The following is a 25,562-nucleotide window of genomic DNA, read 5'->3' as shown; positions in this document are numbered from 1 at the left end:
TCAGACCCCGCTCAGAAGATGCGGGATCTGGTCGAACAGCTGCGTGGTGAACGTCACCATCGTCGAGATCATCCAGCTGCCGCAGACCACCAGCGCGATCGCGACGGCGACGGCCTTCGGCACGAACGCGAGCGTCGGCTCCTGGATCTGCGTGATCGACTGCAGCAGCGAGATCGCGAAGCCGACCACCAGCGAGGTGATCAGGATCGGCGCGGCGAGCTTGGCGGCGACCAGGAGGGCCTGGATGCCGACGTCGAGAACTCCGGACTGGTCCATCAGTTGTAACTCTCGATCAGGCTCTTGATGATCAGGCCCCAGCCGTCGACGAGCACGAAGAGCAGGATCTTGAAGGGCAGCGAGATCATCACCGGCGGCAGCATCATCATGCCCATCGACATGAGAGCGGCCGAGACGACCAGGTCGATGACCAGGAAGGGGATGAAGATGACGAAGCCGATGATGAACGCGCTGCGGAGCTCGGAGATCATGAAGGCCGGGATCAGCGTCAGCATCGGCGTCGTCTCGGCGGAGGCGGGGTTCGGCTTGTGGGCGGCCCGGGTCATCAGGGCGATGTCCTCCTGGCGCGTGTGCGGGGCCATGAAGTGCCGGATCGGCCCCTCCGCCAGCTGGATCGCGTGCGTGAAGTCGATCTTGCCGTTCAGATAGGGCTGCAGCGCCAGGTCGTTCACATGGATCAGCACCGGCCCCATGATGAACAGGCTGAGGAAGAGCGAGAGACCCGCGATCACCTGGTTCGGCGGGATCGACTGGAGGCTGAGCGCGTTGCGGGTCATCGAGAGCACCACGAAGATCTTCGTGAAGCTCGTCATCATGATCAGCAGCGACGGCGCCACGCTCAGCAGCGTGATGCCGAGCAGCGTGACGACGGCCGACGACGGCTTGCCGTCGGGGCCGTTGATGTCGAGCGAGATACCGTCGCCGGTCGAGCCCGAAGTCGCCGCCGCAGTCGCAGGAGCCGACGGGGCGAGAGGCGAGGTGGGCGCGACCGGGGCGGCGTGGCCGGCATTCGCCGTGACGAGCAGGATGCCGACGACGATCGCGAGCACGGCGACCACGATCGCTGTGATACGCAGGATCGCGCCGAGCGTGTCCTGGCGCGACCGGCGGCGCTTCATCGACGTCTCGAGTGTGAGAGCCGGGCGGCGACCCAGGATGCGGCCGGCGATGGAGTGCTCGGCACCGAGGCGGAAGGCGAGGACGATCGTGGCGAAGACGTCGGCGGCGGTGCCGGCGCCAGTTGCGGCGCCACGGGCGCCGCGGGTGCCACGGCCGGCGCGGTTCGCACCGAACAGCACGACTGCGGGCGCGCCGGAGGGAGCCGCGGCCCACGAGGAGCGGCGGCGGGGCGTGGCGGTCATGCGCGCCGCTGCTGTCTGATGGCGGCGGCGGCCTGCTTCCAGGTCGCGGCCGAGAGGATCGAGCCGGCGATCGGCGAGGCGGCCGGGGTCGGCGCGGGCGCGGCGGCCGCGGCGGCGCGCGCTGCGCGTCGCGGGCTCGTCACGCGCGTGGGGCTCGCCGAGTGCGTGGATTCCGGGGCCAGGCCCCCTGTTTCGGGCCGGATTTCGTCCACTCGGGAGGTCTGCTCGGCGGCGAGGGCCTGCGAGAAGGTCGAGGCCGACGATGCCGCCGGGGCCGCGACCGGGGCGACGGGCGCGAGGGCGGTGACCGTGGCATCCTGCGGCGCCTCGCCCACGCTCAAGACGTTGACGCTCTGCTCGGTGACGCCGAGCACGTAGCGGGCCCCGTCGACGTCGATCACGGCGACGCTCGCCTTGCCGGAGATGCCCTGGCGGGCGACGACCGAGATGTGCTTGGCCTTGGCGGTGACGCGGCCGGACTTCGAGACCTTGCGCTGGACCACCCAGAGCAGGGCGAGCACGGCCCCGAGCGAGACGACGACCCGGAGGGTCACGAAGAGGGTGTCCACGGGTCAGTTCTGCCCGTCTGCGATGTCGAGGATCTTGGTGATCCTGACCGCGTAGTCCTGGTCGACGACGACGACCTCGCCGTGCGCGATGAGGCGGCCGTTCAGCAGCACGTCGGCGGGGGCGCCGGCCGAGCGGTCGAGCTCGATGACCGCGCCGGGCTCGAGGCCGAGCACGTCGCGGACGCTCATGCGGGTGCGGCCGATCTCGACCGTGAGGGCCATCTCGACGTTGTTGATGCGGCCGAGCTTGTCGGCGACCGAGCCGAAGACCGGCGTCGACGCCGGCGCGCTGACGGTGCCGTTCTCGCGGATCCTGACGACGAACCAGCCGGCGGGGCGGCCTGCGTCGACGAGTTCGAAGACGATGCTGTCGATGTCTGCGGCGAGCGCGGGGGCGTCGCCCTGGCGGACCTCGCCGAGGACGCCCGCGCCGAGGGCCTGACCGGCGGCCTCGAGGGCCGGGCGCAGCAGGTCGGTCGTGGCGAGGCCGGCAGCGAGAGCGCCGGGCATCTCGGGCACGACGAGGGCGAAGTCGGCCGAGACGCCGCCGACGAACGAGGCGGTGACGGCCTCGGCCAGCAGCTCGGCGGGCACGGAGGCTGCGAGCTGCGTGGTCAGCGGGGCGCCCGAGGGCAGCTGCGAGGCGAGGGCTCTCGCTGCGTCGGCGTGCAGGGCGGTGACGGTGGCGGTCATGCGAGTCTCTCTTCGGTGGTGACGATGATGCCCGCGAGGCGCGACCCGTTCGCGCCGACGGCTGCGCGGCCGATCGGCTCGCCGCCGACGGTGACGTCGAGGGGGCGGTGCTCGGGGTGCGGGAGGGGCACGAGGTCGCCGACCTGGAGGTCGAGCACGACGCTCGGGAGCACCCGCGCGGGAAGGAACTGGAGGCTGACGTCGACGGGGACGGCGGCGAGCTGCGAGTCGATGAGCTCGCGGGCGTTCGCCGTGGTCGAGGTGGGGTTGGCCTCGCCGAGCTGCGGCAGGAGCACCTCGGCCGGGATCGCGAGCGTGGCGGGCGCCGAGGCCTCGCCGACCCGGATCTCGAAGACGGCGACGATCATGAGGTCGCTCTTGGCGGCCGCCTGGGCGAACTGCGAGTTGTACTGGAAGCCGCCGACCGAGATGGGCGCGACGAGCAGCGAGCCGAGCGAGTAGCGGAGGTCTTCGAGGGCGTCGTCCATGAGGCGGCGCACGAGGGCCTGCTCGATCGGGGTGAACTTGCGCTCGGGCAGGGTCTGGCCGGTGGGGTTGCCTCCCAGGCTGTGCCCTCCCAACATCGAGGTCACCCAGCCGAGGGCGGCAGAGGACGGGAACTGGATGACGGCCTTCGCGCTCGCGCCTTCGAGCGGGCACAGCACCATGGCCGTGGTGGCCGGCAGGCTCGCCGCGAACTCGTCGTACGTCGTCATGATGACCTGCTCGCAGGTCACCTGCGAGAGCACCCGCACCTTGGCGGTGAGCTGCGTGCCCCACTGCCGGGCGAACGTCTCGAACGCCAGCTCGAGCACCCGCGAGTGCTCGCGCGCCAGCGTCGTCGGGCGCAGGAAGTCGTAGACCTCGACCTGCCGCGACGCCGCGCCGCGGGGAGCGCTGACGACGCCGTGGGCGGTCTGGTCGAGGAGGGTCACGTAAAGCCCTATCGGCAGACCGCCGCGACGCGTTAGAGAATTAGCTTGATTCGTTTACTACTTCGTGACGGCGGCCTCCGCAGCTGCGATTTTGGGTATGAGGGCGTTGACGTCGTCGGTCTGGTTCGACAGCACCACGATGTCGACGCGACGGTTCTTGGCGAGATCCGCGTCGGTCGTGCCCGACGCCAGAGGGCGGCTCGACCCGAAGCCGACCGACTGGATCCTGTCGGCCGGCATGCCGCCCCGCTCGACCAGATCGCGCAGGACGCCGGTGGCGCGGGCCGCCGACAGCTCCCAGTTGGTCGGGTAGGGCGCAGCGCTGTCCCGGGAGTCGGCGTGACCCTCCACCGAGACGTTGTGGTTCGCGCCCTTCAACACCGGCGCGATCGCGTTCATGACCAGCTCGGCCATCGGCGAGAGCGTCGCCGAGTTCGACCCGAAGAAGGTCTCGGAGCCGACGAGCCGCACCGTGAGCCCCCGCGAATCGAGCACGAACTGCACGTCGTTCGTCAGGCCCTGCGCTTGGAGGTTCTTCGCGATCTGCTTCTCGATGCTCGTGAGGTCGTCGACCTCCTTCGTGGCGAGCTTGGTGTTCTGGGCGACCTGGGCCGTCGTGAGCGCGGCGGGCTGGGTCGCGGTCTGGGTCGACTTCGCAGTGCTGCTCGCCGAGCCTGCCGCGTCGCTGTTGGTCGCCTTGACCCCGTTCGCTGCCGTCGCCGTCTTGGCGTCGGTCTTCGAGGCGGAGTAGCCCGCGCCCTTCTTGGTGGCCTGGTCGGGCTTGACGACCGTGCCCGACGAGGTGTCGACGAACTTCGTGTGACTGACCCCGAAGCCGGTCGCCAGCGACTCCTTGAGCGCGGCGAACTTGTCGGCGTCGACGCTCGACATCGCGAAGAGCACGATGAACATGCACATCAAGACGGTGATCATGTCCATGTAGGAGGCCATCCAGCGCTCGTCGGGGTGGTCGTCGCCGTGATCCTCGGCCCCGTGGCTCTTGCGGCGTCGGGCGCTCACGCCGCCACGTCCGCGTCGTCGGTGACCTTCTGCGACTTGACGACCCTGCCCTCGGCCGGCAGATCCGTCTTCGGCACCATGGCGCGAAGACGCGAGCCCAGGAGGCGAGGCTGGGTGCCCTCCTGGATCGCCAGCACGCCCTCCATCAGCAGGGTCATGCGCGACACCTCGAGCTCCATGACGCGCTTGATGCGGCCGCCGATCGGCAGCCAGATGAGGTTCGCGCTGAGGAGGCCCCAGAGGGTCGCCACGAACGCGCTCGCGATCAGCGGCCCGAGCTTGCCGGGGCTCGACAGGTTCTCGAGCACGTGGGTCAGCGACACGACGGTGCCGATGATGCCGACGGTCGGGGCGTAGCCGCCGAGGCTCATGAAGAACTTCGCCGCCTGGCGCGCGCCGGCCGTGCGCGACTGGATCTCGTCCTCGAGCAGCTCGCGGAGGTCGTCGCCGTCGGTGCCGTCGGCCACGCTCTGCAGCGCGCCCTTGAGGAAGGCGTCGTCGACGCCCTCGGCCTCCTGCTCGAGGGCCAGCAGGCCGTTCGCGCGGGCCTTCTCGGCGATCGAGACGAGGTCGGCGATCGCCTTCGACGGGTTCGGCTTTTTCGCCAGGATCGCCGGGGCGATCGACTTGAACGAGTTGATCGTGTCTTTGAGGGCGCCGGAGGCGAGGCCCACGCCGAGTGTCGTACCGAACACCAGGATCAGCGGGCCGGGGATGAAGATCGACATGATCGAGACGTGCTCCATCGTCATCATGCCGATGAGGGCGCCGAAGCCGAGGACCAGGCCGATGAGGGTTGCGGGGTCCATGTCAGCGCCCCTTCTTCGCGTCGCGGGGGGCGTGGTCGAAGGAACCGGCGGTGACCAGGCCGAGGGGGCGCTGATGCGGCGTGACCGGCTGAGCCGGCTGAGCGGGCTGAGCGCGCTGAGCGGGCTGCGCGGGCTGCTCGTCGTAGGCGAGAGCCACGATGCGCGAGCGGTACCGGGCGACGAGGTCGATCACCTCGGCCATCGTCTCGGTGACGATGTACTTCGCCCCGTCCACCATCACGAGGGTGGTATCGGGGTTCGCAGTGATTCGCTCGATCAAGTCGGGGTTGATCGCGAACTGACTGTCATTGAGTCGTGTGACGACGATCATCGGCCCGTCCTAGGTCTGTGTGTCTGCCGGCCCATCCATGTGCCGGCGAGCTCGCATCCTGCGTTGCTCAGAGGTCACTATCGGCCGGTGTCTGCGGCGCGTTAGGCGCGGCAACGGTAAAACCCTCGCCGCCGGTCACGACGGTGGTCCGAGGACCACCGCGATGGCCGGCAGCGAGGGTTTGGCGCGCGGCGCGCAGGAGTCGGCGCCGACACCCGTCGACCTGACGGCGACGCCGACGCGCTGACCCCGGTAGTGCAGGAATCGCCCCTCACTTCTGAAAGTGAGGGGCGATTCCTGCACTACCGGGGAGGAAGGTCAGCGCTTGAGGTCGATGAGCTCCTGCAGCACGGTGTCGGAGGTGGTGATGATGCGGGCGTTGGCCTGGAAGCCGCGCTGGGCGACGATCAGGTTGGTGAACTCCTGCGAGAGGTCGACGTTCGACATCTCGAGGGTGCCGCCGGCGAGCGAGCCGCGACCGGGCGCACCGGGAGTGCCGACCGAGACCGGGCCCGAGTTGCTCGAGGCGACGTAGCCGGAGTCGCCGACCTTCTCGAGGCCGCCCGGGTTGGTGAACGTGGCGAGCGCGATCTGCCCGAGCGCCTGTGACTGGCCGTTCGAGAACGAGCCGATCAGGGTGCCGTCGCCCGAGATCGTGTAGCCGTTGAGGGTGCCGGCCTGGCGGCCGTCGACGTCCTGGATGGCGACGGTCGAGAGCGCCGCGTAACCCGTGACGCCCGAGAGGTCGGCGGTGATGCCGCCGACGGTCACGGATCCTGCCGTCGTCTGCTTGCCGTCGGTGAACGCGAGCGACGTGGTGCCGGTGTTGCCCTGACCGTCGTTGCCGGCGACGTCCCAACCGGTGGCGGTCTTGGTGAAGTCGAGGGTCAGCGTGTGCTTCGTGCCCTGCTTGTCGTACACGTCGACGTCGCGGGTGATGAGGGTGCCGGTGGCATCGTCGTTCGGCAGGTTGCCGTTGAGGGTGGCCTTCGTGGAGGCCTCGGCGGGCGAGGTCGCGCCGACGGGCAGCGTCACGTCGGAGAGGCCGCCGTTGGTGTTGACGACGCCGTCGGTCGCGGGGTAGCCCTGCACGATCTTGCCGTCGGCGGTGGTGAGGCGGCCCTGGCTGTCGAAGTCGAACGAGCCGGCGCGCGTGTAGACGTCCTGGTTGCCCGAGCGGGTCACGAAGAAGCCGTCGCCCGAGATCATCAGGTCGGTCGCCTTGCCGGTCGCCTGAGCCGAGCCCTGCGAGAAGTTCGTCGAGATGCCCGCGACCTGCACGCCGAGGCCGACCTGCGCGGGGTTCGTGCCGCCGAGGCCCGCCTGGGGGCCGCCGGCGCCGTGGGTGATCTGCGAGAGGGTGTCTTCGAACACGGTCGAGGAGCTCTTGAAGCCGACGGTGTTGACGTTGGCGATGTTGTTGCCCGTGACGTCGAGCATCTCCTGGTGGGCGCGGAGGCCGGCGATGCCGGAGTAGAGCGAGCGGAGCATGGGGACTGCCTTTCGGTGAGTGGGGTTGAGAAGCTGTGAGAAGTGATGGGGCGGGTCAGGCCGTGGTGGCTGGTGTGCCCGTGGTGGGCGTGGCCGTCGTGCTCGTGGTGGCCGGTGTGCTCGTGGTGGGCGTGGTCGGGTCGACCACGCCCGAGATCGAGTCGAGGGGGATGTCCTTGCCCCCGACGCTGACCGTCGGCACGGAGCCCGCGAACGAGACCGAGGCGGCCTTGCCCGTGACGTCCTTGCCGGTGGTCGCATCCGTGTAGGTGACCTGCTTGCCGACGAGATTCGCCGCCGAGATGCGCATCTGCAGCGAGAAGTTCTCGTTGCCGGTGGTCGTGTTGTTGGTGATCTGCTCCATCTCGGCGAGCTGCGTGGTCTGGCCGATCATGGCGTTGGTGTCCATCGGGCTCGACGGATCCTGGTTCTGCAGCTGCGTGACCATCAGCTTCATGAACATGTCGCTGTCCATCGTCTGCTTCGGCGCGCGCGTCGCGTCGGTCGTGGCGGGCACGGAGGTGGACACCGTGCCGGTGATGCCGTCGAGAGTCATGTCTGTTCCTATCGGCCGCGGGCGGCTGCCCGTCAGGCCATCACGTCGATGGAGGTGGAGGAGGCCGTCAGCGCGCGGGATTCGGCTGCGGCGGTGCCGTCGGGGTGTCGCCGGGGGCGAGGGCACGGGGGTCGAGGGTCGTGCCGGTCGGGCCCTGCGGCTGGCCGGGCTGGCCCTGGCCGGGCTGGCCCTGGCCGGCGTTCGGGCCGAACCCGAAGGTCTGCTGCTGGCCCTGCGAGCCCGAGCCCGCACCCGACCCGGAGGCCGACGGCTGGTTCTGGCTCGACAGGTCGATGCTCGACGAGAGCCCGGCGCTCTGCAGGTCACGACGAAGATCCGGCAGGATGCCACGCACCGCCTCGCGCCCCGCATTCGACTGCGCGAACAGCTCGACCCGCATCGCCGAGGCGCTGACATGGGCGCGCACGGTCACCGGGCCCAGCGCGTCGGGCGAGACCTGCACGGTGATGACGTGCTCGCCCTTGCCACCTGCCGCGAGGCTGAAGATGGGGCGCGCGAGCTGGGTCTGGAGGAGCTGGGCGCTGGCCGCGGGTGCGGTCGGCACGGCCTCTGACGCCGCGGATGCGGCCGTGGTCGAGGTCGCCGCTGCGGTCTGTCCGGCCGTGCTGGACGCCGCCGCGAACGCGGCTGAGCTGGTCTGGTCGGCCGGGGCCGACGCGGCCGGGGCGGCCACGCCACCCGCAGCTTGGGCCTGAGCGCCGGGGCCCGAGTCGGGCTGGCCCGCGTCGGAGGCCGAGCCACCGACGTGGCCCGCGGCCGCCTGCACGATGGGCGCGGGCGCTGCTGCAGTCGAACCGATTGCGGGCGTCGCCGCCGCGGGGGCGCCTGTCGCGAGCCCGCTCGCGGCGGCCGCGGCCGCGGTCGCGGTCGCGGCGGGGGCCGGGCCCAGGGCGGAAGGCACCTTCGACAATTCAGGCTCCACTCGCGCATCGCCCGTCGCGAGCGGGGCGATCGCGGCACCGGCGACGGGAGCAGCCTGAATTGTCGTGATGCCTGACGCGGCCGGAGCCAGGGCTAGGGCCGGAGCCAGGGCCACGGCCGTGGCCGAAGCCGAGGCTGTGGCCGGGGCCGATCCCTGCGACAACTCAGGACGCACGGCCCCGGAGGCGCCAGACGACGAAGCCAGCGCGCCGGGTGTCGTGACGAGAGCTGCCGTGGCCGCAACGACCTTCGGCAACTCAGGTGGCACGGCCGCGGCGGCGCCGATCAACGCGGACGACGACGCAAGTGCAGCGGGTGGAGCCTGAATTGTCGAAACGGCGGCCGGCGCGATCGCGGCGGTCGACTCGGCGGGCGTCGCACTCGCGCCGGCGGGCGCGCCGGCGGCCGCCCCAGCGGGAGCGGCCGCGACCGCGACTCCGCCGGGTGTGTTCGTCAGCACCGCGGACGAGGTGCCATCCGAAAGCGCGGCGCACGCTCGCGCCCTGTGGCCGTGCTCGCGCGATTCGGCGAGCCTGTCACCATTCGGCGAGCGGTTCGGCGAGCGATCCACCTGGCGCTCTGCGGGGCCGGAGGAAGCCTGCGGGGCCGGAGCCGTCGCATCCTGCGCCTGCATCGCATCGTCGAAGGATGCGGCGGACGAGGGCGACGAATCGGAGGCCGGGGACGCCGCAGGTGCCGGGCGCACGGCCCGGGCCGGTGCGAGATCGGTCACGGAGGCGGGGAGGCCGCTCATGCGCTGACTCCGCTCGACATCAGCTGCTGCAGGGCTGCGGTGACGAGGTCGGACTGCGACGCCGACGATGCGGTGGAGGTCGAACCGGTGGTGGCGGCGGAGAACGTGGACGGCACGATGCGGCGGATGGTGCCGATCTGGTCGGCGGAGAGCCACTCCTTGCGCAGCTTGACGTCTTCGCCGGGCTTCGGCGCCTCGAGGATCATGCCGTTGCCGGCGTAGATCTGGATGTGCCCGCTGCCCTTCTCTACGATGAGGTCTCCCGGCTTCGCCTGGGCCAGCGACGGAACCGCCACGCCCATCGCGGCCTGGTCGGGAACGACGCGCGGCATGGAGATGCCGAGGTCTTTGAAGACTGTCTGCACGAGACCGGAGCAGTCCATCCCTGAGCGAGTCGTGCCGCCGAACACGTAGGGCACGCCAAGGTACTTCTTGGCGTCGGCCAGGACGTCCGCGCCGGTGATGCCGTTGTCGACGAGGCCGCCGGCGGGCGATGCCGGCGTCGCGGGGGTGCCCGCCGTGCTGTCGAGCGGATCGGTGGCTGCCGTCGACGAGCCGGCCAGGGCGGATCCGGTCAGCGACGAGAGCAGCGACGACGTGGCCGACGACGAGTCGGTGCCGTCGGTCGAGTCGCTGCCGGCCGCGGCGAGAGCCGAAGCGAAGTCGGCGGCCGTGGCCGAGTCGGTCGCGTCGGACGAAGACGCCCCCGAGGCAGACGACGTCAGAGCCCCCGACTGGATCTGGGCGATCTGCGCCTGGATGTCGCTGATGCGGCTGAGGACGTCGGAGACGCTCATGACTGTCCCTCCTGAGAACCGAGCTGAGAACCGAGCTGGGAGCCCGGGCGGCTGAAAGTGGTGGTGGCGATCTCGTCGAGCGCGATCTGCTCGTCGTGCAGCTCTTCTGCGGCGGGCGGCCAGCGCGTGCCGCTCTTCGAGCTTCTCGAGCGCGATGGCTCGGGCGCGTGCGTCGTTGTACGACGCCTGGGCCGCATCGGCCGAGGCCCGGTGGGCGAGGGCTGCGGCGTCGAGCTCGGCGAGCATGCCCCGCGTCGAGGCGCGAGCGGCCGCGATGGCGGTGAGCGTGGCGGCATCGGTGACCACGTCGTTCTTGCCGACGGCACCCTCGAGGGTGCGCGATGCGGCAGCCCGGCGCTCGGCCACGTCTCGCACTCGGCGGTTGGCGGCCGAGAGCTCGGCCATCGCCTTCTGCTGCTGGGCGTGACGCACGCGCAGCAGCCCGGCGAGCGAGAATGCGCGGGCCATCAGCGCCCACCTCCGAGCGCCGCGGCGAGCCCAGCAAGCTGTCCCCACGCCTGGTCGGCCGGGGTCTGGTCGTCCATCCGCTGCTGCAAGAACGCGTCGATGTCGCCCTGGTGCGCGAGAGCCGCATCGACGAGCGGGTTCGTGCCGGGCTGGTAGGCGCCGACGTCGATGAGATCCTGAGCGGCCCGGCGGGCGGCCATGACGGAGCGCAGAGCCCGGGCATCGGAGGACTGCGAAGGCGAGATCACCTTCGACGCCACGCGAGAGATCGAGCCGAGCACGTCGATCGACGGGAAGTGCCCGGTGACGGCCAGCTTCCGGTCGAGAACGATGTGGCCGTCGAGGATGCTGCGAGCGGCGTCGGCGATCGGCTCGTTGTGGTCGTCGCCGTCGACGAGCACCGTGTAGAGACCGGTGACGCTGCCGACGCGGTCGGTGCCGGCCCGCTCGAGGAGGTTCGCGAGGGTCGAGAAGGTCGACGGCGGGTAGCCGCGCGTGGCCGGGGGCTCGCCGACCGAGAGGCCGATCTCGCGCTGGGCCATGGCGACGCGGGTGAGGCTGTCCATCATCAGCACCACGTCGGATCCTGCGTCGCGGAAGGACTCGGCGATGCGGGTCGCCACGAACGCGGCGCGCAAGCGCATGAGGGCCGGCTCGTCGGAGGTCGAGACGACCACGATCGAGCGGGCGAGGCCTTCGGGCCCGAGGTCGTCTTCGAGGAACTCGCGCACCTCGCGGCCGCGCTCGCCGACCAGGGCGACGACGCTGACCTCGGCGTCGGTGCCGCGGGCGATCATCGAGAGCAGCGACGACTTGCCGACACCACTGCCGGCGAAGAGGCCCAGACGCTGCCCGCGACCCGCGGTGGTGAGGGTATCCAGCGCGCGGACGCCCAGCTGAAGCGGCGTCGTGATGCGGGCGCGCTGCATGGAGTTCGGGGTGGGGTGGTCGACGGGCACGAGTTCGTCGAACGAGAGCGGGCCACGGCCGTCGATCGGCCGACCGAGGCCGTCGATCACTCGGCCGAAGAGACCACGGCCGGTGGGCACCAGGATCGGGCGTCCCGTCGGCCGCACCGTCATTCCGGCGCGCACCCCCGTCATCGGCCCGAGCGGCATGCACCGCACGCCGTCGCCCGTCGCTGCGACCACCTCGGCCACGCGATCGATGCCGGAGCCGTCGTCGGAGCCGACACGGACGACCTCGCCCACCGCGACGTCGAGCCCCTGCACAGTGAGGCCGAGGCCGACGATGCTCGAGACGACGCCGACGCGCTGCGGGCGCACCGCGTCGCGGGCTGCGGCGACGGCGGGAGCGAGATCGATGAGGGTCACGCGGCACCACCCGCGGCAGTGCCGCCGCCGAGAAGGGCCTCGCGAGCACGCCCGAGAGCCGTGCCGAGAGCGGCGTCGATGAAGCCGTGCGGCAGGTCGGCCTGGGCGTCGCCGCGACCGAGAGCGGCGTCGGCCACGAGGGCCACACCGAGAGAGGTCGCGGCGTCGGCGGGCAGCACCGAGAGGTCGTCGGGGTTGAGCCGCACGGCCGTCACCGACGGCGCGTCGGCGACGTCGAGCGCACGACTCAGCGCCGCGAGAACGGTCGACGTCGGGTTGGTGCGGACCTCATAGGCCAGGATCGCCTCGGCGAGTGAGAGCGCAGCCTGCACCAGGGTCTCCTGGGCCTCCGTGCGGAGTGCCTGGCGCGCGGCGTTCAGGGCGCTTGCCGCCGTCACGAGCACGGCGGCGGCTTTCTGCGATCGGGCTTCGGCGTGAGCGGCCACGGCGGCGGCCTCGGCCTCGAGAGCGGCACGCAGGGCGGCGGTCTCGTCGGCGGCGGCGCGGATGCCCGCGGCGTACCCGGCGGCGTGGCCGCGCGCGGAGGCGTCGTCCTCGCGAGCCCGAGTGGCGGGATCGCGGAGGACGGGGAAGGCCACGCGGGCGAACGCCGGCGAAGCGGTCAGCACGGTGTCACTCAACGAGGGCCTCCTCGTCGCCGCGCTGCACGGTGATGGCGCCCTCGGCCTCGAGCTCGCGGATGGCACGGACGACCGAGGCGCGGGCCTCCTCGACCTGCGACAGGCGGACGGCGCCGGCGGCGCGGATCTCGTCGTCGAGCAGCTCGCGGTTGCGCTCCGACACGTTGGTGCGGATGACCTCGGTGACGGCGTCGGGCGCGCCCTTCATGGCGAGGGCGAGCACGGCCGCGTCGATGCCGCGGAGCACCTGCTGGATGTCGCGGGAGTCGAGCTTCACGATGTCGACGAAGGTCAGCATGCGCGACCGCACCTCTTCGGCGAGCGCCGGGTCGCGGGCCTCGAGGCTCTCGAGCAGGATGCGCTCGGTGGCGGCGTCCGACCGGTTGATGATGTCGACGAGGGGCTGGATGCCGCCGACGGCCTCGATCTGCTCGCGCGGCGCGACGACGGCGCCGGCGCGCACGCGGAGGGTCTGTGCGACGATGCCGACGGCCTCGGGGGTCGCCGTGCCCATCGTGGCGATCGCCTGGGCGACGTCGGTGCGCTCGTCGGCGTCGAGGCCGGCGAGCACGCTCGAAGCCTGGTCGGCCGAGAGGTGCGCGAGCACGAGGGCGATCGTCTGCGGCAGCTCGCCGTCGAGCAGGGTCAGCACCTGACCGGAGTCGACCCCGTCCAAGAACTCGAAGGACTTGCCCGCCATCGACGAGGCGAGGCGCTCCATGACGCCCTGCGCCTTCTCGGTGCCGAACGACGCCTCAAGGAGGCCCACGGCGAAGTCGCGGCCGCCGCGGCGCGAGACGCGGCCCTGGGTGGTGAGGTCGTGGAACTCGTCGACCGCGGTGTCGGCGGTCGAGGCGTCGACGCGGCGCATCTTGACGAGCTCGGCCGTGATCTCGTCGGCCTCCTGCTCACTGAACTTCGCCATGACGGCGGCGGCTCGGGCCTGGTCCATCTGCATCAGGATCACGGCGACCTTCTGGGCGCCGGTCAGCACGGCCGCGACCGTGGCCGGGCTCATACGCTCTGCCGATCGTCGAGGAGGCCGCGGAGGAGCTCGGCCGTGCGGTCGGGGTCGGAGCCTGCGAGGGCGTCGATCTCGGCGCGCTTGCGCTCCATCGTCCGGCCCTCCTCGCCGAGCGAGGGCAGTTGCATCGTCGGGGCGGTCTGAGGCGATCCCCCCGACTCGAGCAGGCGGCGCGCCTCGACGTCGTCGAGCGAGAGCGGCACGGTGGCGGCCCCCGGCCAGGTCCCGGCCGTGCCCGACGGGCCCGTGGCCTGCAGCTCGCCGAGGTCGATGTCCTCGCGCTCCTGGCGGCGGCCGCGGCGGGTCAGCAGGAACAGCCCGAGGATGAGCGGCACGCCGATGGCTGCGGCGATGAGGCCGGTCTTGATCAGCTGCATCCTGCCGTCGCTTGCGGCCTGGGCGGCGCTGGCGGCGAGCGCCTGCTTGGCCTGGGCGGCGCCGGCGCCGTTGAAGTCGACCATCTGCACGCTCAGCGAGTCGCCGCGCGTCGGGTCGATGCCCGCGGCCTTCGCGACGAGGTCGTTGATGTTGCCGAGGTTGAGGTTCTTGGCGATCTTCGAGTTGATCGCGACCGAGACGGTCTGCTTCGTCAGCGTGCCGGAGGGGATCGTCGTCGACTCGGTGGTCTTGTCGACGGCGTTGTCCTTCGTCGACGACGAGTTGACGTAGCCGGAGCCCGTGCCCGTGGTGGACGAGCCGCTCGGCACGGCGATGTTGTCGGGGCCGAGCACGCCGGTGGCGCCGCTCGCTGATCCTGCGCCCGAACCGCCGTACGACTCGGTCGACGACGACTCGCTGATCGGCGACGCCCCGCCGGTGGGGTTCGAATACGACTGGGTGACCTTCGTGCCGGAGTTCTGGCTCATGTCGGCGGCGACCACGACGGTCGAGTTGCCGGCGCCGAGCACCTTGTCGAGCATGTTCTGAACGCTGGTCTGCACCTGCGTCTGGTATTGCGACTGCTGCTGCGACGAGGTGCCCGCGGCACCGCCGCCGACGGTCGAGAGCACGTCGCCCTGCGCGTCGACGACCGAGACGTCGGTGGCCTTCATGCCCTCGATCGAGGCCGAGGTGAGGTGGACGATCGCCTGGACCTGCTCGGTCGAGAGGGTGATGCCGGGCATCGTCGCGACGAAGACCGACGCCGTGGGGTCTTTGGCGTCGTCGGTGAAGACGGTCTGCTGCGGGATGGCGAGCTGCACGCTCGCGGTCTTGACACCGTCCATCGCCTCGATGGTCTTGGCGAGCTCACCCTCGATGGCGCGCTTGTAGGTGACGTTCTGCTGGAACTCGCTGGAGGTCACACCCATCTGGTCGAGCAGCGCGTAGCCCTGGGTGTTGTCGGCGGGGAGGCCCGCGGCGGCGACCTTGAGGCGCTCCGAGTAGACGGCCGACTGCGGCACAAGGATCGTCGCGCCGCCGTCGGCCAGCTGGTACTGGACACCGTCGGTCTGCAGCTGGGTGACCACGGCCGAGGCGTCGGTCGCAGCCAGGCCGGTGAACAGCGGGGTGTATTGCGGCTTGGTGAGCTGCGAGGCGACGAAGATTCCGCCGAGCACGAGGATCGCGATGGCCAGGATCGCGAGGGTGCGCTGGGCGATCGAGAACGACTTGATGCGGGCCCCGAGGGAGGTGAGCATGTTCTGCAGAGCGACGGGCATCAGGCCTGCATCCTCATGATCTCGTTGAAGGCGTCGACGGCCTTCGAGCGGACCGCGGAGACGAGCTCGAGGGTGACCTGAGCACGGGTGGCGGCGATGGTGGCGGTGTGCACGTCGTCGGCGCTGCCGGTGACGGCCTTGACCGCGGCGTCCTCCGACTGGCCCTGCAGCGACTGCAGACCGTCGATGACGCTGCCGAAGCCGGAGGCAGAGGTGGTCGGCGTCGCATCCATGCCGTTGACGGCAGAGGCGTCCTGATTGATGCCGACCTGGTCGACACCGGTCGTGTTGACGGCCGACGAGACCGGGAACGATCCGCTCACGGGGTAGATGGGCATCAGCTGCGTCCGATCTCGAGGGCTGCCTCGTAGGAGTCCTTGGCGCGGTCGACGACCGCGGCGTTCGCCTGGTAGCCGCGCTGGGCCATGATCAGGTCGGTCATCTGGGTGGAGAGGTCGATGTCGGGCATGCGCACGTAGCCGTTCTTGTCGGCCTGCGGGTCGGTGGGGTCGTAGGTGACCCGGCCGGCAGCGGAGCCGAACGCAGCGCCCTTGACGTAGACGCCCGAGACACCCTCTCCCTCCTGCACCTCGATGTAGCGCGCCTGGAAGGCGGCCTCCGACATCGGCTTGACCGTGTTGACGTTGGCGATGTTGTCCGAGATGGCGTCGAGCCACTTGCGGTGCACGGTGAGGCCGGTGCTCGCGATCCCGATCGCGTCGAACATTCCCATCAGGCGTCCTTCAGAACGGCACGGACGCTGGTGAGGACCTGGTTCTCGGCCTGCGTCGCGAACTGGTACTGCAGCACCGTGGTGGTGTTGCTCAGGGTCTCGGTGTCGAGGTTGACGTTGTTGCCGTTCTCGTCGGTCGGCTCGAGGGAGCGCGCCATCGTGGCCTGCACGGAGCCGTTGCCGTCTTTGACGGACGCCGCGAGGGCGTCCTCGAACGACACCCGCTCGGCCGTGTAGCCGGGGGTGTTGATGTTCGCGATGTTGTTGGCGATCGCCTTCTGGCGCATCGACAGGCCGTCGAGAGCGCTCTCGAGGGCCTTGGAGGTGACGGATTCCAGCACGAACGGCTCGCTTCTCCGCATCGACGTGATGCGGGCAAGGGGCGGGCGGCCGATCCGTGGCCTGGGAGGTGAGCGATCCGTGCTCACTACGCTCTATCGGCGGAGGGCCGGGGCACGTTAGGGGTGGTTCGGTGTGAGAAGACCCCCACACCGAGGGCCAGGATGGGCTCATGAGCCTTCTTCGCACCCCCGCCCGACTCCTGCTCGGCGGCACCCTCGTGTTCGCGGGCGTCAGCCACCTGACGATCGCCCGCCAGACGTTCCGCGCCCAGGTGCCCAAATCGCTGACCGACAACGTGCCCGTGTCCGAAGACCAGGTGGTGCTCGCGTCCGGGCTTGCCGAGATCACCCTCGGCACGCTGCTCTGGGCGGTCCCGCGCCGCTGGGTGGGCACGTTCGCCGCGCTGTTCTTCATCGGGGTCTTTCCCGGCAACATCGCGCAGCTGGTGAACCGCCGCGACGGCTTCGGCCTCGACACGAACGACAAGCGCCTGCTGCGTCTGCTCGGGCAGCCGCTGCTCGTCGGCTGGGCGCTCTTCAGCCGCCCGCGCAAGCGTCGCTAGCGCCCCCACCCCTTACCTTTTCGGCTGGTTCTGACCGCCCGGGCGGTGAGAACCGGCCGAAAAGGTAAGGGTGAGGCGACGGAGGCGCGGCTAGGCGCTCGCGTCGAGGTACACCGAGGCGTCTTTGTCGCGCTTCGGCGGCACCGCCTTCAGCGCGGTGATGTGCTTCACCACGCGGCGGCGCGCCTCGAGAACCCGGGCGAGAGCCGACTTCTGAGCCTCCTGCGCCTCGAGGGCGCGCGGCTCCAGGTCGGCGGGCATGGGCCCGAGCCCGGCGGGCGGGCTCCACGGCGACGGCGCCCAGTCGGGGTCGCCGGCCTTGCCCGCGACGGCCTCCATCTCGGCCAGGGCTTCGAGCCAGGCGGCGCGCGTCTCTTCTGATCTAGCCAATTCCGAGGCTCCCGCCGGTCGCGGACGAACCCACCGAAGTCGTCCCGGCCGGGGTGGCCGGCACCTGGTCGGCGGCCTCGTGCCACGCCTGGCGGAGCGGCTCGAGGTGGTCGATGCACTCCCTCGTCAGAGCGACGTCGCGGTGGACGTTCGCGTTGACCAGGGCGACGCCGATGTAGGTGTAGAGGGCCTGCAGATCCTGCCCGCCGTCCCAGACGTCGACGCGCAGCGACGAGGTCAGCTCGGCGACGATGGCCTGGGCGTGGATGAGGTTGGTCGAGGCGACCGGCCAGTCGGCTGCGGTCTGGGCCACCACGGCCCGGGCGAGGTCGAGCAGGAGCCGGTCGTAGAGCATGGTCAAGAGGCGCACGGGGGTGGCCGAGAGGACGGCCTCGCGGCCGTAGGCGTTTCGCTGCGCGGAGGCGCCGAACGTCATGGTCATTCAGATCACGCTCCGGTGTAGGTGGCGGGCACGCTGGCGAGGCTGCTGGTCAGCGACGACGACTGCGAGTTGAGTTGCGAGAGCTGCACTTCGAGGTTGGAGTACTGCGCCTCGAGGGCGGTGCGGCGGGCGGCGAGACGGATGTCCCACTGGCTCACCTGGTCGTTGAGGTTGGTGACGAGGCTCTGCTGGCCGGTGATGACGCCGGTGAGCTGGCCCGAGTACTTGTCGGAGACCTGGTTCGACGCGTCGGCGACCCTCGTCGCGAGCGCCGAGAGCATCGACTGCGTGCCGGCGGGGTCGTTCGCGAGGGCGGTGGCGAACTTCGACGAGTCGAAGTCGAGCGTGCCGTCTTTGTTGATGCTGATGCCGATCTCCGACGGAGAGTGCCCGTTGATCGGCATGGACGCGGCCGACGTGAGCGCGTCGTTGGCGCCGCGTACGGTGCTGTCGCCGGTGAACGGGCCGCCCGAGACGACGTTGTTGCCCGACGAGTCGGTGCTGTTGACGACCGCGCTCTTGGTCGAGATCAGCGCGAAGACGCTGTTCAAGCTCGTGACCAGGCCGGATGCCACGGCGGTCGCGCCCGTCGCATCCTGCGCCACCGAGACAGTCACCGGGTCGCTCGACGCCTTGCTGACCGTGACGTTCACGCCGGGCAGCAGGTCGCTGAAGGTGTTGGTGCTCGAGGTGATCTTCTGCTCGGCGGCGGTGCCGGCGTAGAGGGTGACCGAGGCGTCTTGCGCGGTCTTGATGACCGCGGATCCTTGAGCCGTGAGGATGTTGGTGGCAGACCCCGCAGCCACGTCGGTCGACGTGCCCGAGTAGACCTGGAAGTCGCCCTGTGCGCCCGTCGTGGTCGACGAGAACTGGATGCGGTACTGCGCGGCGCCCGACGAGTCGGTGCCCGCGGCGACCTTGAGGGCGCGGACGCCGGCGGTCGACGACGTGTTGACCGCTGTGACGAGCGCGTCGATGGAGTTCGACGACGGGGTGATGTCGACCGAGGTGCCGTCGGCCTTGACGATGGTGAGGGCGGCAGCCGACGACGCGCCGGCCGCAGGCCAGGTCGCCATCGCGGCCGAGACGCCGACCTTCGCCTGGGCGACGGCGCCGACGACGAGGTCGAACGAGCCGGCCGATGCGGTGGCCGACGCGGTCGAGGTGACGCTCGCATCCGAGCTCGACGTCGTGAAGAGAGCCAGCGACGTCGACGACTGCGCCGTCGTGGCGAGAGTCGCGAGCCCCGCGATCTGCTGGTTGAGGCCCTGATACGCGGTGATCTTCGTCTGCGTGTCGGTGACTTCGGTCTTGAGAAGGGTCTGCGGCTGCGCCTCGGCCGTCATCAGCGAGTTGATGAGCGAGGTGGTGTCGAGGCCCGAGACGAGGCCGTCGACTCCGAGTCCTGACACGGAGGCCATCTGCGTTTCCTTCCAGAAGAGTGTGCGGGGCGGGTGGCGAGAGAACCCGAACTCTCTCTCGTCACCCGACCCCGGGTGGTACTACCTGCTGCTGTTACCCGATGGTGCTGCTACCCGCCCGAGCGCCTAGCCGCGGAGAAGCGACAGAACACCCGAGGTGCTCTGGTTCGCCTGCGCGAGCATGGCCGTGCCGGCCTGGCTCAGGATGTTGGCGCGGGTGTACTTGACCATTTCGGACGCCATGTCGGTGTCGGTGATGCGCGACTCGGCAGCCGTCAGGTTCTCGGACGCGACGTTGGTGACGTTGATCGCGTGGTCGAACCGGTTCTGCACGGCACCGATGCCGGCACGGGCGGTCGAGACAGCGGTGATCTGCGCGTCGATGGCCGTGATGGCCGCCTGAGCGTGAGCCGCGGTGTCGAACTTGATGCCCGTGGTGGCAGCAGCCGTCGTGCCGGTGCCGAGGCCGGCGGCCTCGGGTGCCGTGGTGTCGACCACGCCGCCGTCCTTCGCCGTCACGGTGATGCCGGTCGAGGCGCCGTTGGCGTCCTTGTCGACGGTCACCGAGTACTTCGACGAGAAGGTCGAGTCGTTCGACAGAGCCGACGCGTACTCGTCGACGCTCTTGAACGATCCGCCCGCACCGGTGCCCTGAAGGGTGCCGGTGGTGACGGTGGTGGTCGAGCCGCCGTTCGTGGAGCTGAACGTGGCCGTGCCTTTCACCGTCGTCGCGGTGTCGACCGTGAACGTGGTGCCGCCGGTGGCGGTGGTGCCGCTGGCGAGCGTGTTCGCGATGTTCTTGACGTTGGCGCCCGACAGGTCGACGGTGATCTGGCTGGCCGCGTCACCGTTCGCACCGACCTGGAAGTTGAGCTTGCCGGAGCCGCCGCCGGCCGAGCCGTCGAGCAGGTTGATGCCGTTGAAGTTGGTGGAGGCCGAGATGCGCGAGAGCTCGTCCGTGAGGGACGAGACCTCGGTCGTGATCGCAGCGCGCGAGTCGGTGTTGTTCGAGTCGTTACCGGCCTGAACGGCGAGGTCGCGCATGCGCTGGAGGATCGACTGCGTCTCGGTGAGGCCACCTTCAGCGGTCTGGACGACGCTGACGCCGTCCTGGGAGTTGCGGGCGGCGACCGTGAGGCCTCCGACCTGCGACTTGAGGCCCTCGGAGATCGCAAGACCGGCAGCGTCGTCAGCGGCACGGTTGATGCGGAGACCACTCGAGAGCTTCTCGAGAGAGCTCGACAGTTCGCCCTGCGTGCTGTTGAGGTTGCGGTAGGTGTTGTTCGCCGCGAGGTTGGTGTTGATCTGGAAACCCATGATGTGACTCTCTTCCGTGATTTATGGGGTGTGGTGCTGCCGCCCATCCGTGGGCTGACATCTGGAGCTATCGGCTGCTTCTCTGCTGCCGTTAGCGAGAACTCGAAATCTTTTCGGTGATTTTCTGCGGGCGTCAGGATGCCACGGCGCGGCGACCCGTCGGCTCCTCGGCATCGCGCATGGCCCGGCCGATCCCGACCACGGCGCTCTGGCCCACCTTCGACAGGTAGGCGGCGCGGCGGGCCGGCGCGGTGCGCGACTCGTACATCACCTCGGCCTGCGGCTCATCGGCGTAGTGGGTGGTGAGCGCGTCGCGGAGGAGGCGGATCGCCTCGGTGCGCTGCTGCGAGACGGCGGAGTGCGTGATGCCGAGCTCGGCCGCGATCTCGGTGACGCTCATGTCGCCGAAGTAGACGTTCTCGACGATGTAGCGCATCTTCTCGGGCAGGGCGGTGACTGCGGCGCGCAGGATGCGGGTGCGCTCCTGCTCGAGCAGCGTCTCTTCGGGCAGGATGATGTCGGCTGCGAGCTGGTCGGCGACCGTCTCGTCGATCGCGGTGACGGTGCGCGCCGCATCGGTGAGGGCGTCGGTGGCGGTCTGGCGGTCGACGCCGAGCGACGAGGCGATCTCGTCGACGCTCGGGGTGCGGCCGAGGGCGGCGGTCAGGGTCTCCTGCGTCGCGAGGGTCTCTTTGATGCGCTTGCGGGTTCCGCGGCTGGCCCAATCGCTCGAACGCATGTCGTCGGCGAAGGCGCCCATGATGCGAGTGCGGGCGTAGGCGCCGAACGGCACGCCCTGCGTCGGGTCGAAGGCGTCGGCGGCCTGCACGAGGGCGAGGGCGCCGGCGGAGGCGAGGTCGTCGCGGCTGAGGTGGGTCGCCCGGGCGGCGACCTCGGAGACGAGGTAGCCCACGAGCGGGAGGTTCTGCACAACCATCGCGTTGCGTTCTGTCCGGTTCATGGAAACCCCTGGGTCTGGAAGATGGCATGGCGAACACCCCTTCGAGAGGCGCGCCGAATCGAGTGCGAGAAGTGATCGTTCTCTGTGTCGGAGGCGCCCTAGCGGGCCTCCGACTCGCCGGTGTGATCTCCCGGCACCGATAACGCTATCGATGTGCTGTGAGTTAAAACCAGGCCGAAAAGACCCCACTACGGGGGTTTCGGGTGTCGGCATTTCGGAGGACACGGGGCGTTTTCGGGGCTTAATCACCCCCGAAGAGGGCCTTGTCCCCGTGGGCTCCCGTCCGGCCTGACAGACACCTGTCGCCGAACTCTCTCGTTCGCTTCGCCCCGCCCGCGACACCCCTGCTTTCGGCCGAGGTCCCAGCGCCGCGGCGCTGGGACCTTGGCCGAAGTCGTGGGTCTTACCTAGGAGCCGACGCGGAGAGTCCGTCCGGAAACAGGCGCACGAGCTTGGGATCTCCCGAATCCCGCGAGCTGGGCATGGCTTCACGCTAACGGCGGACGTACGGTGACCGATAGTGGCCTCTGAGAGCGGAACGGCTCTCTGCGACGGGCAGCCATCAGCGGCGCCGCCGCAGCCGAATCTTGGAGGGATCGTGGGCGTGAACGAACTGTCCGCCGTGCTCTGGCGTGAGAGAGAGCTCTTGGAGCTCCTCACGTTCAAGCTGGAGGAGGAGCAGCTGCTCCTCACCGCCGGGAAGTCCCGGTGGATCGAGCACGCGACGCGTGAGGTCGAGCAGGTGCTCGATCGCCTCCGCACCGCCGGGCTCGAGCGGACCGTCGAGGTCGCCGTGGTCGCCGAGGAGTGGGGCACCGAGCCCGAGACGCCCCTGCGCGAACTCGTCGCACACGCCCCCGACGGCCCCTGGGCCGACATCTTCACGTCGCACCTCAGGGCGATGACCGAGCTCACCGTGCAGATCAAGCACCTGCGCGACGAGAACGAGCAGTTCTTGCGGGCCGCGGCGCGCTCGACCCAGGAGACCCTCGCGACAGCCACGTCGGATCCTGCGATCTATGACGCGTCGGGCACCGGCCGGAGCGCGGGGGCTACCGGCAGCCACTTCTTCGACGGGCGGCTCTGACGGTGAGCACCTTCTCGGGCCTCAACACGGCCTACCGCGGGCTGACCGCTGCGCGAGCCGGGCTCGACGTGGTGGGCCAGAACATCTCGAACGCCTCGACCGACGGCTACACCCGGCAGCGTGTCACGACCTCGTCGATCGAGGCGGTGCAGCCCGGCCTGTTCTCGACCGGCACCGGCGTCGGTCAGGGCGTGAGCGTCGACGGCTACGCCCGCCTCGGCGACGCCTCGCTCGATCAGAACGTGCGGGCGACCGCCTCGGCGTCCGGCTATTCGAGCGTGCGGTCGGATGCCCTCTCGACACTCGAGACCTCGCTCAACGAGCCCGGCGCCAATGGTCTCTCGACCCAGCTGCAGGGCCTCTGGTCGGCGTGGGGCGACGTCTCGAACAACCCCGGCACCGCAGCACCTGCGAGCACCCTGCTCGGTCAGGCACAGTCGGTCGCCGACACGATCAAGACCGGCTACCAGGCGGTCAGCGCGCAGTGGTCGTCGGCTCGCTCGAGCGTCGACTCGATGGCGACCGACCTCAACAACGACGCCAAGCAGATCGCCGCGCTCAACGGGCAGATCCAGCAGGGCACCGCGACCGGCGGCAACGTCAACGAGCTCGTCGACCAGCGCAACGTCCTGACCGAGAAGGTCGCGACCCTCGCCGGCGGCACCACCCACCAGAACGCCGACGGCACCGTCGACGTGCTGATCGGCGGCAACGCCCTCGTCAGCGGCACCGATGCGCGCAGCGTGCAGGTGACGGGCTCGGCCACGATGGAGGGTGCGGCGGCCTCGCCCGTGCAGCTGGAGTGGACCCACCGCCCCGGCGCCTCGGTCGGGCTCGACGGCGGCCAGCTCGCCGGCACGATCTCGCTGCTCGCGCCCGCCGACGGCACTGGCACGGGCGGCACGCTCGCCGAGGCCGCCTCGTCGTACAACGCGATCGCGACCAAGCTCGCCTCCTCGATCAACAGCGTCTACTCGACCGGCGCCACACCGTCGGGCACCACGGGCGCGAACTTCTACGCCATGTCGACGACCGGCCCCGCCGCCCTCGGCCTCGGTGTCGTGCCGCAGACCGCCTCCGACATCCAGTCGGGCGCCGTCGGCGCGGGCGCGTCGGACGGCTCCATCGCCGACCAGATCTCGACCCTGGGCACAGGGGCAGCGGCACCCGACCGCACCTGGGCCGACATCGTCACGAAGATCGGCGCCCAGGCGAAGACCGAGTTCAACGCCTCCGACCGCGCCACGACCGCCGCCACCGCCGCCAAGACCAACCAGGCGTCGACCGAGAGCGTCGACCTCGACGAAGAGAACGTCAACCTGCTCACCTTCCAGCACGCCTACCAGGGCGCCGCCCGCGTGATGACGGCTGTCGACTCGATGCTCGACACCCTCATCAACCACGTCGGCCTCGTGGGGATCAGCTGATGCTCGGCCGCGTCACGAACCAGACCGCCGCCCTCGCGGCCCAGCGGTCGCTGCAGACGAACGCCGCGCGGCTCGCGCAGCTCACCGAGCAGACGTCGTCGCTCAAGGCGATCACGGTGCCGTCCGACGACCCGACAGCGACCGGGCAGTCGATGCTCGTCCGCTCGCAGCAGGCCGCGACAGCGCAGTACTCGCGCAACGCGACCGACGGGGTGGGCTGGCTGTCGACGACCGACTCCGCGCTCAGCGACACCACCAACATCCTGAACCGGATCCGCGACCTCACCGTGCAGGGCGCCAACGACGGCACGATGTCGGCGACCTCGCGCGAGGCGATCGCGACCGAGCTCACGGGCCTCAAGAGCGACCTGCTCGCCGCCGCCAACACGAAGTACGCCGGCCGCTCGGTCTTCGCCGGCTCGTCCGACACCTCGCAGGCGTTCGACGCGGGCACGACCACGACCGATGCGACGACGGGCGTCGCGACGACCACCGAGCCGACGTTCAACGGGACGGCAGGATCCACTGTCCAGCGCCGCATCGCGGACGGCACCACCGTGAAGGTCGACACCGACGGCTCGCAGGTGTTCGGCACCGGCAGCGACTCCGTCTTCTCGATGGTCGACTCGATCGTCTCCGACCTCCGATCCGGCGTCAACATCTCGTCGCACCTGAACGACATCGACTCGCGCCTCACCTCCGTCCGCGGCGCCTGGGGCGACGTCGGCACCCGCCAGGCGCAGCTCGAACGCGCTCAGGACACCCTCGCGTCGTCGTCCGTCTCGCTCGAGAACCAGCGATCGGGCATCGAGGATCTCGACATGTCCAAGGTCATCCTCGACCTGAAGACCCAAGAAGTGACCTACCAATCCGCCCTCGCGGTCACCGCCAAGGTGATCCAACCGACCCTGATGGACTTCCTCCGATGAGCGCAAGCCTGACCTTCGTGACGCCCCCTCCCGGGCTCGACCCCGTCGTCGACTTCACCCTCGCCGAGATCGCCGGTGCCGCCGGTCTCTACTCGCTGCAGGCGGCGGCCCAGCCCTCGACGCGGCTCTTCGTGGTCGACGCCTCGGTGCACCTCCCCGACTACTCCCCCGTGATCTCGTTCGAGCAGAGCGACGCCCTCGGCGTGACCGACCCGCAGGATGCCATGCTGCTGGTCGTCGCGAACCCGGCCCCCGCCGGCACGACGGTCAACCTCATGGCACCGATCGTGGTCAACGCCTCCACCGGAGCCTCGGCGCAGATCATCCTCGACAACCAGGACTTCCCGCTGCGCGCGGCGCTCGTGCCCCGTGCCGCTGCCGCTTCGCGGCCCGCCGCGGTCCCTGTCGCGGTCTGACCCCGCCGACCCTTACCTTTTCGGCACGCCCTGACCGGCCGGACAGCCAGGTATTGCCGAAAAGGTAAGGGCGACGCAGGATCCGGGGGACAGCGCGCCGCACAGGCGATCCGGGCGCGACGCGACTACCC

29 protein-coding genes are annotated in these 25,562 nt (G+C 70.2%); 5 read left to right on the top strand and 24 right to left on the bottom strand.

Going from position 1 to position 25,562, the window contains the following annotated elements; all coding sequences use genetic code 11:
• The 19 genes from fliQ to AX769_RS05500 form a co-directional block, all read right to left on the bottom strand.
• On the bottom strand, window positions 1–276 hold the full coding sequence (gene fliQ / locus AX769_RS05590) for a flagellar biosynthesis protein FliQ (protein ID WP_066276882.1): 276 nt from the start codon (window positions 274–276) through the stop codon (window positions 1–3).
• Complete coding sequence (gene fliP / locus AX769_RS05585) at window positions 276–1,136, bottom strand: flagellar type III secretion system pore protein FliP (RefSeq protein ID WP_066283213.1); 861 nt, start codon at window positions 1,134–1,136, stop codon at window positions 276–278. Before fliP ends, fliQ begins: the two co-directional genes overlap by 1 nt.
• A gap of 239 nt (window positions 1,137–1,375) precedes the next feature.
• Window positions 1,376–1,948 carry a flagellar biosynthetic protein FliO gene (locus AX769_RS05580; RefSeq protein WP_066276879.1) on the bottom strand — a complete coding sequence of 191 codons (573 nt, stop codon included), beginning with the start codon at window positions 1,946–1,948 and terminating at the stop codon, window positions 1,376–1,378.
• Between the two features lie 3 nt (window positions 1,949–1,951).
• Complete coding sequence (fliN, locus tag AX769_RS05575; protein ID WP_066276877.1) at window positions 1,952–2,641, bottom strand: flagellar motor switch protein FliN; 690 nt, start codon at window positions 2,639–2,641, stop codon at window positions 1,952–1,954.
• Window positions 2,638–3,576, bottom strand: coding sequence for a flagellar motor switch protein FliM (locus AX769_RS05570; RefSeq protein WP_082763510.1), 939 nt, complete (start codon window positions 3,574–3,576; stop codon window positions 2,638–2,640). Before AX769_RS05570 ends, fliN begins: the two co-directional genes overlap by 4 nt.
• Window positions 3,577–3,633: 57 nt before the next feature.
• Window positions 3,634–4,596 carry a flagellar motor protein MotB gene (locus AX769_RS05565; protein WP_066276875.1) on the bottom strand — a complete coding sequence of 321 codons (963 nt, stop codon included), beginning with the start codon at window positions 4,594–4,596 and terminating at the stop codon, window positions 3,634–3,636.
• Window positions 4,593–5,405, bottom strand: a complete 813-nt coding sequence (locus AX769_RS05560; RefSeq protein ID WP_066276874.1) for a motility protein A — start codon at window positions 5,403–5,405, stop codon at window positions 4,593–4,595. The genes AX769_RS05565 and AX769_RS05560 overlap by 4 nt, the downstream gene beginning before the upstream one ends.
• Window position 5,406: 1 nt before the next feature.
• Window positions 5,407–5,736, bottom strand: a complete 330-nt coding sequence (locus AX769_RS22895) for a flagellar FlbD family protein (RefSeq protein ID WP_082763509.1) — start codon at window positions 5,734–5,736, stop codon at window positions 5,407–5,409.
• A 318-nt stretch (window positions 5,737–6,054) separates the two neighbouring features.
• Window positions 6,055–7,227: a flagellar hook protein FlgE gene (locus tag AX769_RS05550; RefSeq protein WP_066276871.1), complete on the bottom strand. Its 1,173-nt coding sequence runs from the start codon at window positions 7,225–7,227 to the stop codon at window positions 6,055–6,057.
• Between the two features lie 55 nt (window positions 7,228–7,282).
• Entirely contained in the window at window positions 7,283–7,783 is a 501-nt protein-coding gene (locus tag AX769_RS05545; RefSeq protein ID WP_066276869.1) for a flagellar hook assembly protein FlgD, read from the bottom strand.
• A 67-nt stretch (window positions 7,784–7,850) separates the two neighbouring features.
• On the bottom strand, window positions 7,851–9,479 hold the full coding sequence (locus AX769_RS05540) for a flagellar hook-length control protein FliK (RefSeq protein ID WP_066276865.1): 1,629 nt from the start codon (window positions 9,477–9,479) through the stop codon (window positions 7,851–7,853).
• Window positions 9,476–10,744: a C40 family peptidase gene (locus AX769_RS25035; protein ID WP_066276862.1), complete on the bottom strand. Its 1,269-nt coding sequence runs from the start codon at window positions 10,742–10,744 to the stop codon at window positions 9,476–9,478. Before AX769_RS25035 ends, AX769_RS05540 begins: the two co-directional genes overlap by 4 nt.
• Entirely contained in the window at window positions 10,744–12,078 is a 1,335-nt protein-coding gene (locus AX769_RS05530; protein ID WP_066276859.1) for a FliI/YscN family ATPase, read from the bottom strand. The genes AX769_RS25035 and AX769_RS05530 overlap by 1 nt, the downstream gene beginning before the upstream one ends.
• A complete protein-coding gene (locus tag AX769_RS05525) occupies window positions 12,075–12,719 on the bottom strand; it encodes a FliH/SctL family protein (protein ID WP_082763508.1) in 645 nt (214 codons plus the stop codon). Before AX769_RS05525 ends, AX769_RS05530 begins: the two co-directional genes overlap by 4 nt.
• Window positions 12,712–13,737, bottom strand: coding sequence for a flagellar motor switch protein FliG (fliG, locus tag AX769_RS05520; RefSeq protein ID WP_066276851.1), 1,026 nt, complete (start codon window positions 13,735–13,737; stop codon window positions 12,712–12,714). The genes AX769_RS05525 and fliG overlap by 8 nt, the downstream gene beginning before the upstream one ends.
• Window positions 13,734–15,404 (bottom strand): flagellar basal-body MS-ring/collar protein FliF, encoded by a 1,671-nt coding sequence (fliF, locus tag AX769_RS05515; RefSeq protein WP_066276849.1) that lies wholly within the window; start codon window positions 15,402–15,404, stop codon window positions 13,734–13,736. Before fliF ends, fliG begins: the two co-directional genes overlap by 4 nt.
• Window positions 15,404–15,742 carry a flagellar hook-basal body complex protein FliE gene (locus AX769_RS05510; RefSeq protein ID WP_066276846.1) on the bottom strand — a complete coding sequence of 113 codons (339 nt, stop codon included), beginning with the start codon at window positions 15,740–15,742 and terminating at the stop codon, window positions 15,404–15,406. Before AX769_RS05510 ends, fliF begins: the two co-directional genes overlap by 1 nt.
• The gene (locus tag AX769_RS05505) at window positions 15,742–16,137 is read right to left on the bottom strand and encodes a flagellar basal body rod protein FlgC (protein WP_066276842.1); all 396 of its coding nucleotides are present in this window, start codon (window positions 16,135–16,137) and stop codon (window positions 15,742–15,744) included. Before AX769_RS05505 ends, AX769_RS05510 begins: the two co-directional genes overlap by 1 nt.
• Window positions 16,137–16,478 carry a flagellar basal body protein gene (locus AX769_RS05500; RefSeq protein ID WP_066276841.1) on the bottom strand — a complete coding sequence of 114 codons (342 nt, stop codon included), beginning with the start codon at window positions 16,476–16,478 and terminating at the stop codon, window positions 16,137–16,139. Before AX769_RS05500 ends, AX769_RS05505 begins: the two co-directional genes overlap by 1 nt.
• 170 nt (window positions 16,479–16,648) lie before the next feature.
• Here AX769_RS05500 and AX769_RS05495 point away from each other — a divergent pair, with 170 nt between their 5' ends.
• Window positions 16,649–17,041, top strand: a complete 393-nt coding sequence (locus AX769_RS05495) for a hypothetical protein (RefSeq protein WP_066276840.1) — start codon at window positions 16,649–16,651, stop codon at window positions 17,039–17,041.
• A 90-nt stretch (window positions 17,042–17,131) separates the two neighbouring features.
• On the opposite strand, the gene AX769_RS05490 is transcribed toward AX769_RS05495, so the two are convergent.
• The 5 genes from AX769_RS05490 to AX769_RS05470 all read right to left on the bottom strand — a co-directional run bounded on the left by AX769_RS05490 (window position 17,132) and on the right by AX769_RS05470 (window position 21,572).
• Complete coding sequence (locus AX769_RS05490; protein WP_157887465.1) at window positions 17,132–17,431, bottom strand: hypothetical protein; 300 nt, start codon at window positions 17,429–17,431, stop codon at window positions 17,132–17,134.
• Window positions 17,424–17,873, bottom strand: coding sequence for a flagellar export chaperone FliS (gene fliS, locus AX769_RS05485; protein WP_066276837.1), 450 nt, complete (start codon window positions 17,871–17,873; stop codon window positions 17,424–17,426). Before fliS ends, AX769_RS05490 begins: the two co-directional genes overlap by 8 nt.
• Before the next feature lie 5 nt (window positions 17,874–17,878).
• On the bottom strand, window positions 17,879–19,294 hold the full coding sequence (gene fliD / locus AX769_RS05480) for a flagellar filament capping protein FliD (protein WP_066276834.1): 1,416 nt from the start codon (window positions 19,292–19,294) through the stop codon (window positions 17,879–17,881).
• 126 nt (window positions 19,295–19,420) lie between these two features.
• Window positions 19,421–20,611, bottom strand: a complete 1,191-nt coding sequence (locus AX769_RS05475) for a flagellin (protein ID WP_066276831.1) — start codon at window positions 20,609–20,611, stop codon at window positions 19,421–19,423.
• A gap of 133 nt (window positions 20,612–20,744) precedes the next feature.
• The gene (locus tag AX769_RS05470) at window positions 20,745–21,572 is read right to left on the bottom strand and encodes a sigma-70 family RNA polymerase sigma factor (protein ID WP_066276828.1); all 828 of its coding nucleotides are present in this window, start codon (window positions 21,570–21,572) and stop codon (window positions 20,745–20,747) included.
• Window positions 21,573–22,170: 598 nt separating this feature from the next.
• Here AX769_RS05470 and AX769_RS05465 point away from each other — a divergent pair.
• From AX769_RS05465 to AX769_RS05450, 4 genes are read left to right on the top strand one after another with little or no spacing between them, the layout of a single operon-like run.
• Complete coding sequence (locus AX769_RS05465) at window positions 22,171–22,659, top strand: flagellar protein FlgN (RefSeq protein ID WP_066276823.1); 489 nt, start codon at window positions 22,171–22,173, stop codon at window positions 22,657–22,659.
• A 2-nt stretch (window positions 22,660–22,661) separates the two neighbouring features.
• On the top strand, window positions 22,662–24,086 hold the full coding sequence (gene flgK, locus AX769_RS05460) for a flagellar hook-associated protein FlgK (RefSeq protein ID WP_066276820.1): 1,425 nt from the start codon (window positions 22,662–22,664) through the stop codon (window positions 24,084–24,086).
• On the top strand, window positions 24,086–25,015 hold the full coding sequence (flgL, locus tag AX769_RS05455; RefSeq protein ID WP_066276819.1) for a flagellar hook-associated protein FlgL: 930 nt from the start codon (window positions 24,086–24,088) through the stop codon (window positions 25,013–25,015). Before flgK ends, flgL begins: the two co-directional genes overlap by 1 nt.
• Complete coding sequence (locus tag AX769_RS05450) at window positions 25,012–25,431, top strand: flagellar assembly protein FliW (protein WP_066276818.1); 420 nt, start codon at window positions 25,012–25,014, stop codon at window positions 25,429–25,431. The genes flgL and AX769_RS05450 overlap by 4 nt, the downstream gene beginning before the upstream one ends.
• Window positions 25,432–25,562: the final 131 nt, after the last annotated feature.

Origin of the sequence: Frondihabitans sp. PAMC 28766 (genome assembly GCF_001577365.1) — a bacterium.
GTDB lineage: Bacteria > Actinomycetota > Actinomycetes > Actinomycetales > Microbacteriaceae > Frondihabitans.
This window is presented reverse-complemented; position numbering and strand designations above follow the sequence as displayed.

Coding starts and splice junctions, on each gene's coding strand:
- AX769_RS05545 (WP_066276869.1), bottom strand. CDS start 7,783: ATGACTCTCGACGGCATCACCGGCACGGTGTCCACCTCCGTGCCCGCC.
- fliD (WP_066276834.1), bottom strand. CDS start 19,294: ATGGCCTCCGTGTCAGGACTCGGAGTCGACGGCCTCGTCTCGGGCCTC.
- AX769_RS05550 (WP_066276871.1), bottom strand. CDS start 7,227: ATGCTCCGCTCGCTCTACTCCGGCATCGCCGGCCTCCGCGCCCACCAG.
- AX769_RS05540 (WP_066276865.1), bottom strand. CDS start 9,479: ATGAGCGGCCTCCCCGCCTCCGTGACCGATCTCGCACCGGCCCGGGCC.
- flgL (WP_066276819.1), top strand. CDS start 24,086: ATGCTCGGCCGCGTCACGAACCAGACCGCCGCCCTCGCGGCCCAGCGG.
- AX769_RS05495 (WP_066276840.1), top strand. CDS start 16,649: ATGAGCCTTCTTCGCACCCCCGCCCGACTCCTGCTCGGCGGCACCCTC.
- AX769_RS05560 (WP_066276874.1), bottom strand. CDS start 5,405: ATGGACCCCGCAACCCTCATCGGCCTGGTCCTCGGCTTCGGCGCCCTC.
- fliN (WP_066276877.1), bottom strand. CDS start 2,641: ATGACCGCCACCGTCACCGCCCTGCACGCCGACGCAGCGAGAGCCCTC.
- fliG (WP_066276851.1), bottom strand. CDS start 13,737: ATGAGCCCGGCCACGGTCGCGGCCGTGCTGACCGGCGCCCAGAAGGTC.
- AX769_RS25035 (WP_066276862.1), bottom strand. CDS start 10,744: ATGGCCCGCGCATTCTCGCTCGCCGGGCTGCTGCGCGTGCGTCACGCC.
- fliP (WP_066283213.1), bottom strand. CDS start 1,136: ATGAAGCGCCGCCGGTCGCGCCAGGACACGCTCGGCGCGATCCTGCGT.
- AX769_RS22895 (WP_082763509.1), bottom strand. CDS start 5,736: ATGATCGTCGTCACACGACTCAATGACAGTCAGTTCGCGATCAACCCC.
- AX769_RS05505 (WP_066276842.1), bottom strand. CDS start 16,137: ATGGGAATGTTCGACGCGATCGGGATCGCGAGCACCGGCCTCACCGTG.
- fliF (WP_066276849.1), bottom strand. CDS start 15,404: ATGCCCGTCGCTCTGCAGAACATGCTCACCTCCCTCGGGGCCCGCATC.
- AX769_RS05510 (WP_066276846.1), bottom strand. CDS start 15,742: ATGCCCATCTACCCCGTGAGCGGATCGTTCCCGGTCTCGTCGGCCGTC.
- fliQ (WP_066276882.1), bottom strand. CDS start 276: ATGGACCAGTCCGGAGTTCTCGACGTCGGCATCCAGGCCCTCCTGGTC.
- AX769_RS05450 (WP_066276818.1), top strand. CDS start 25,012: ATGAGCGCAAGCCTGACCTTCGTGACGCCCCCTCCCGGGCTCGACCCC.
- AX769_RS05475 (WP_066276831.1), bottom strand. CDS start 20,611: ATGGGTTTCCAGATCAACACCAACCTCGCGGCGAACAACACCTACCGC.
- AX769_RS05470 (WP_066276828.1), bottom strand. CDS start 21,572: ATGAACCGGACAGAACGCAACGCGATGGTTGTGCAGAACCTCCCGCTC.
- fliS (WP_066276837.1), bottom strand. CDS start 17,873: ATGACCATGACGTTCGGCGCCTCCGCGCAGCGAAACGCCTACGGCCGC.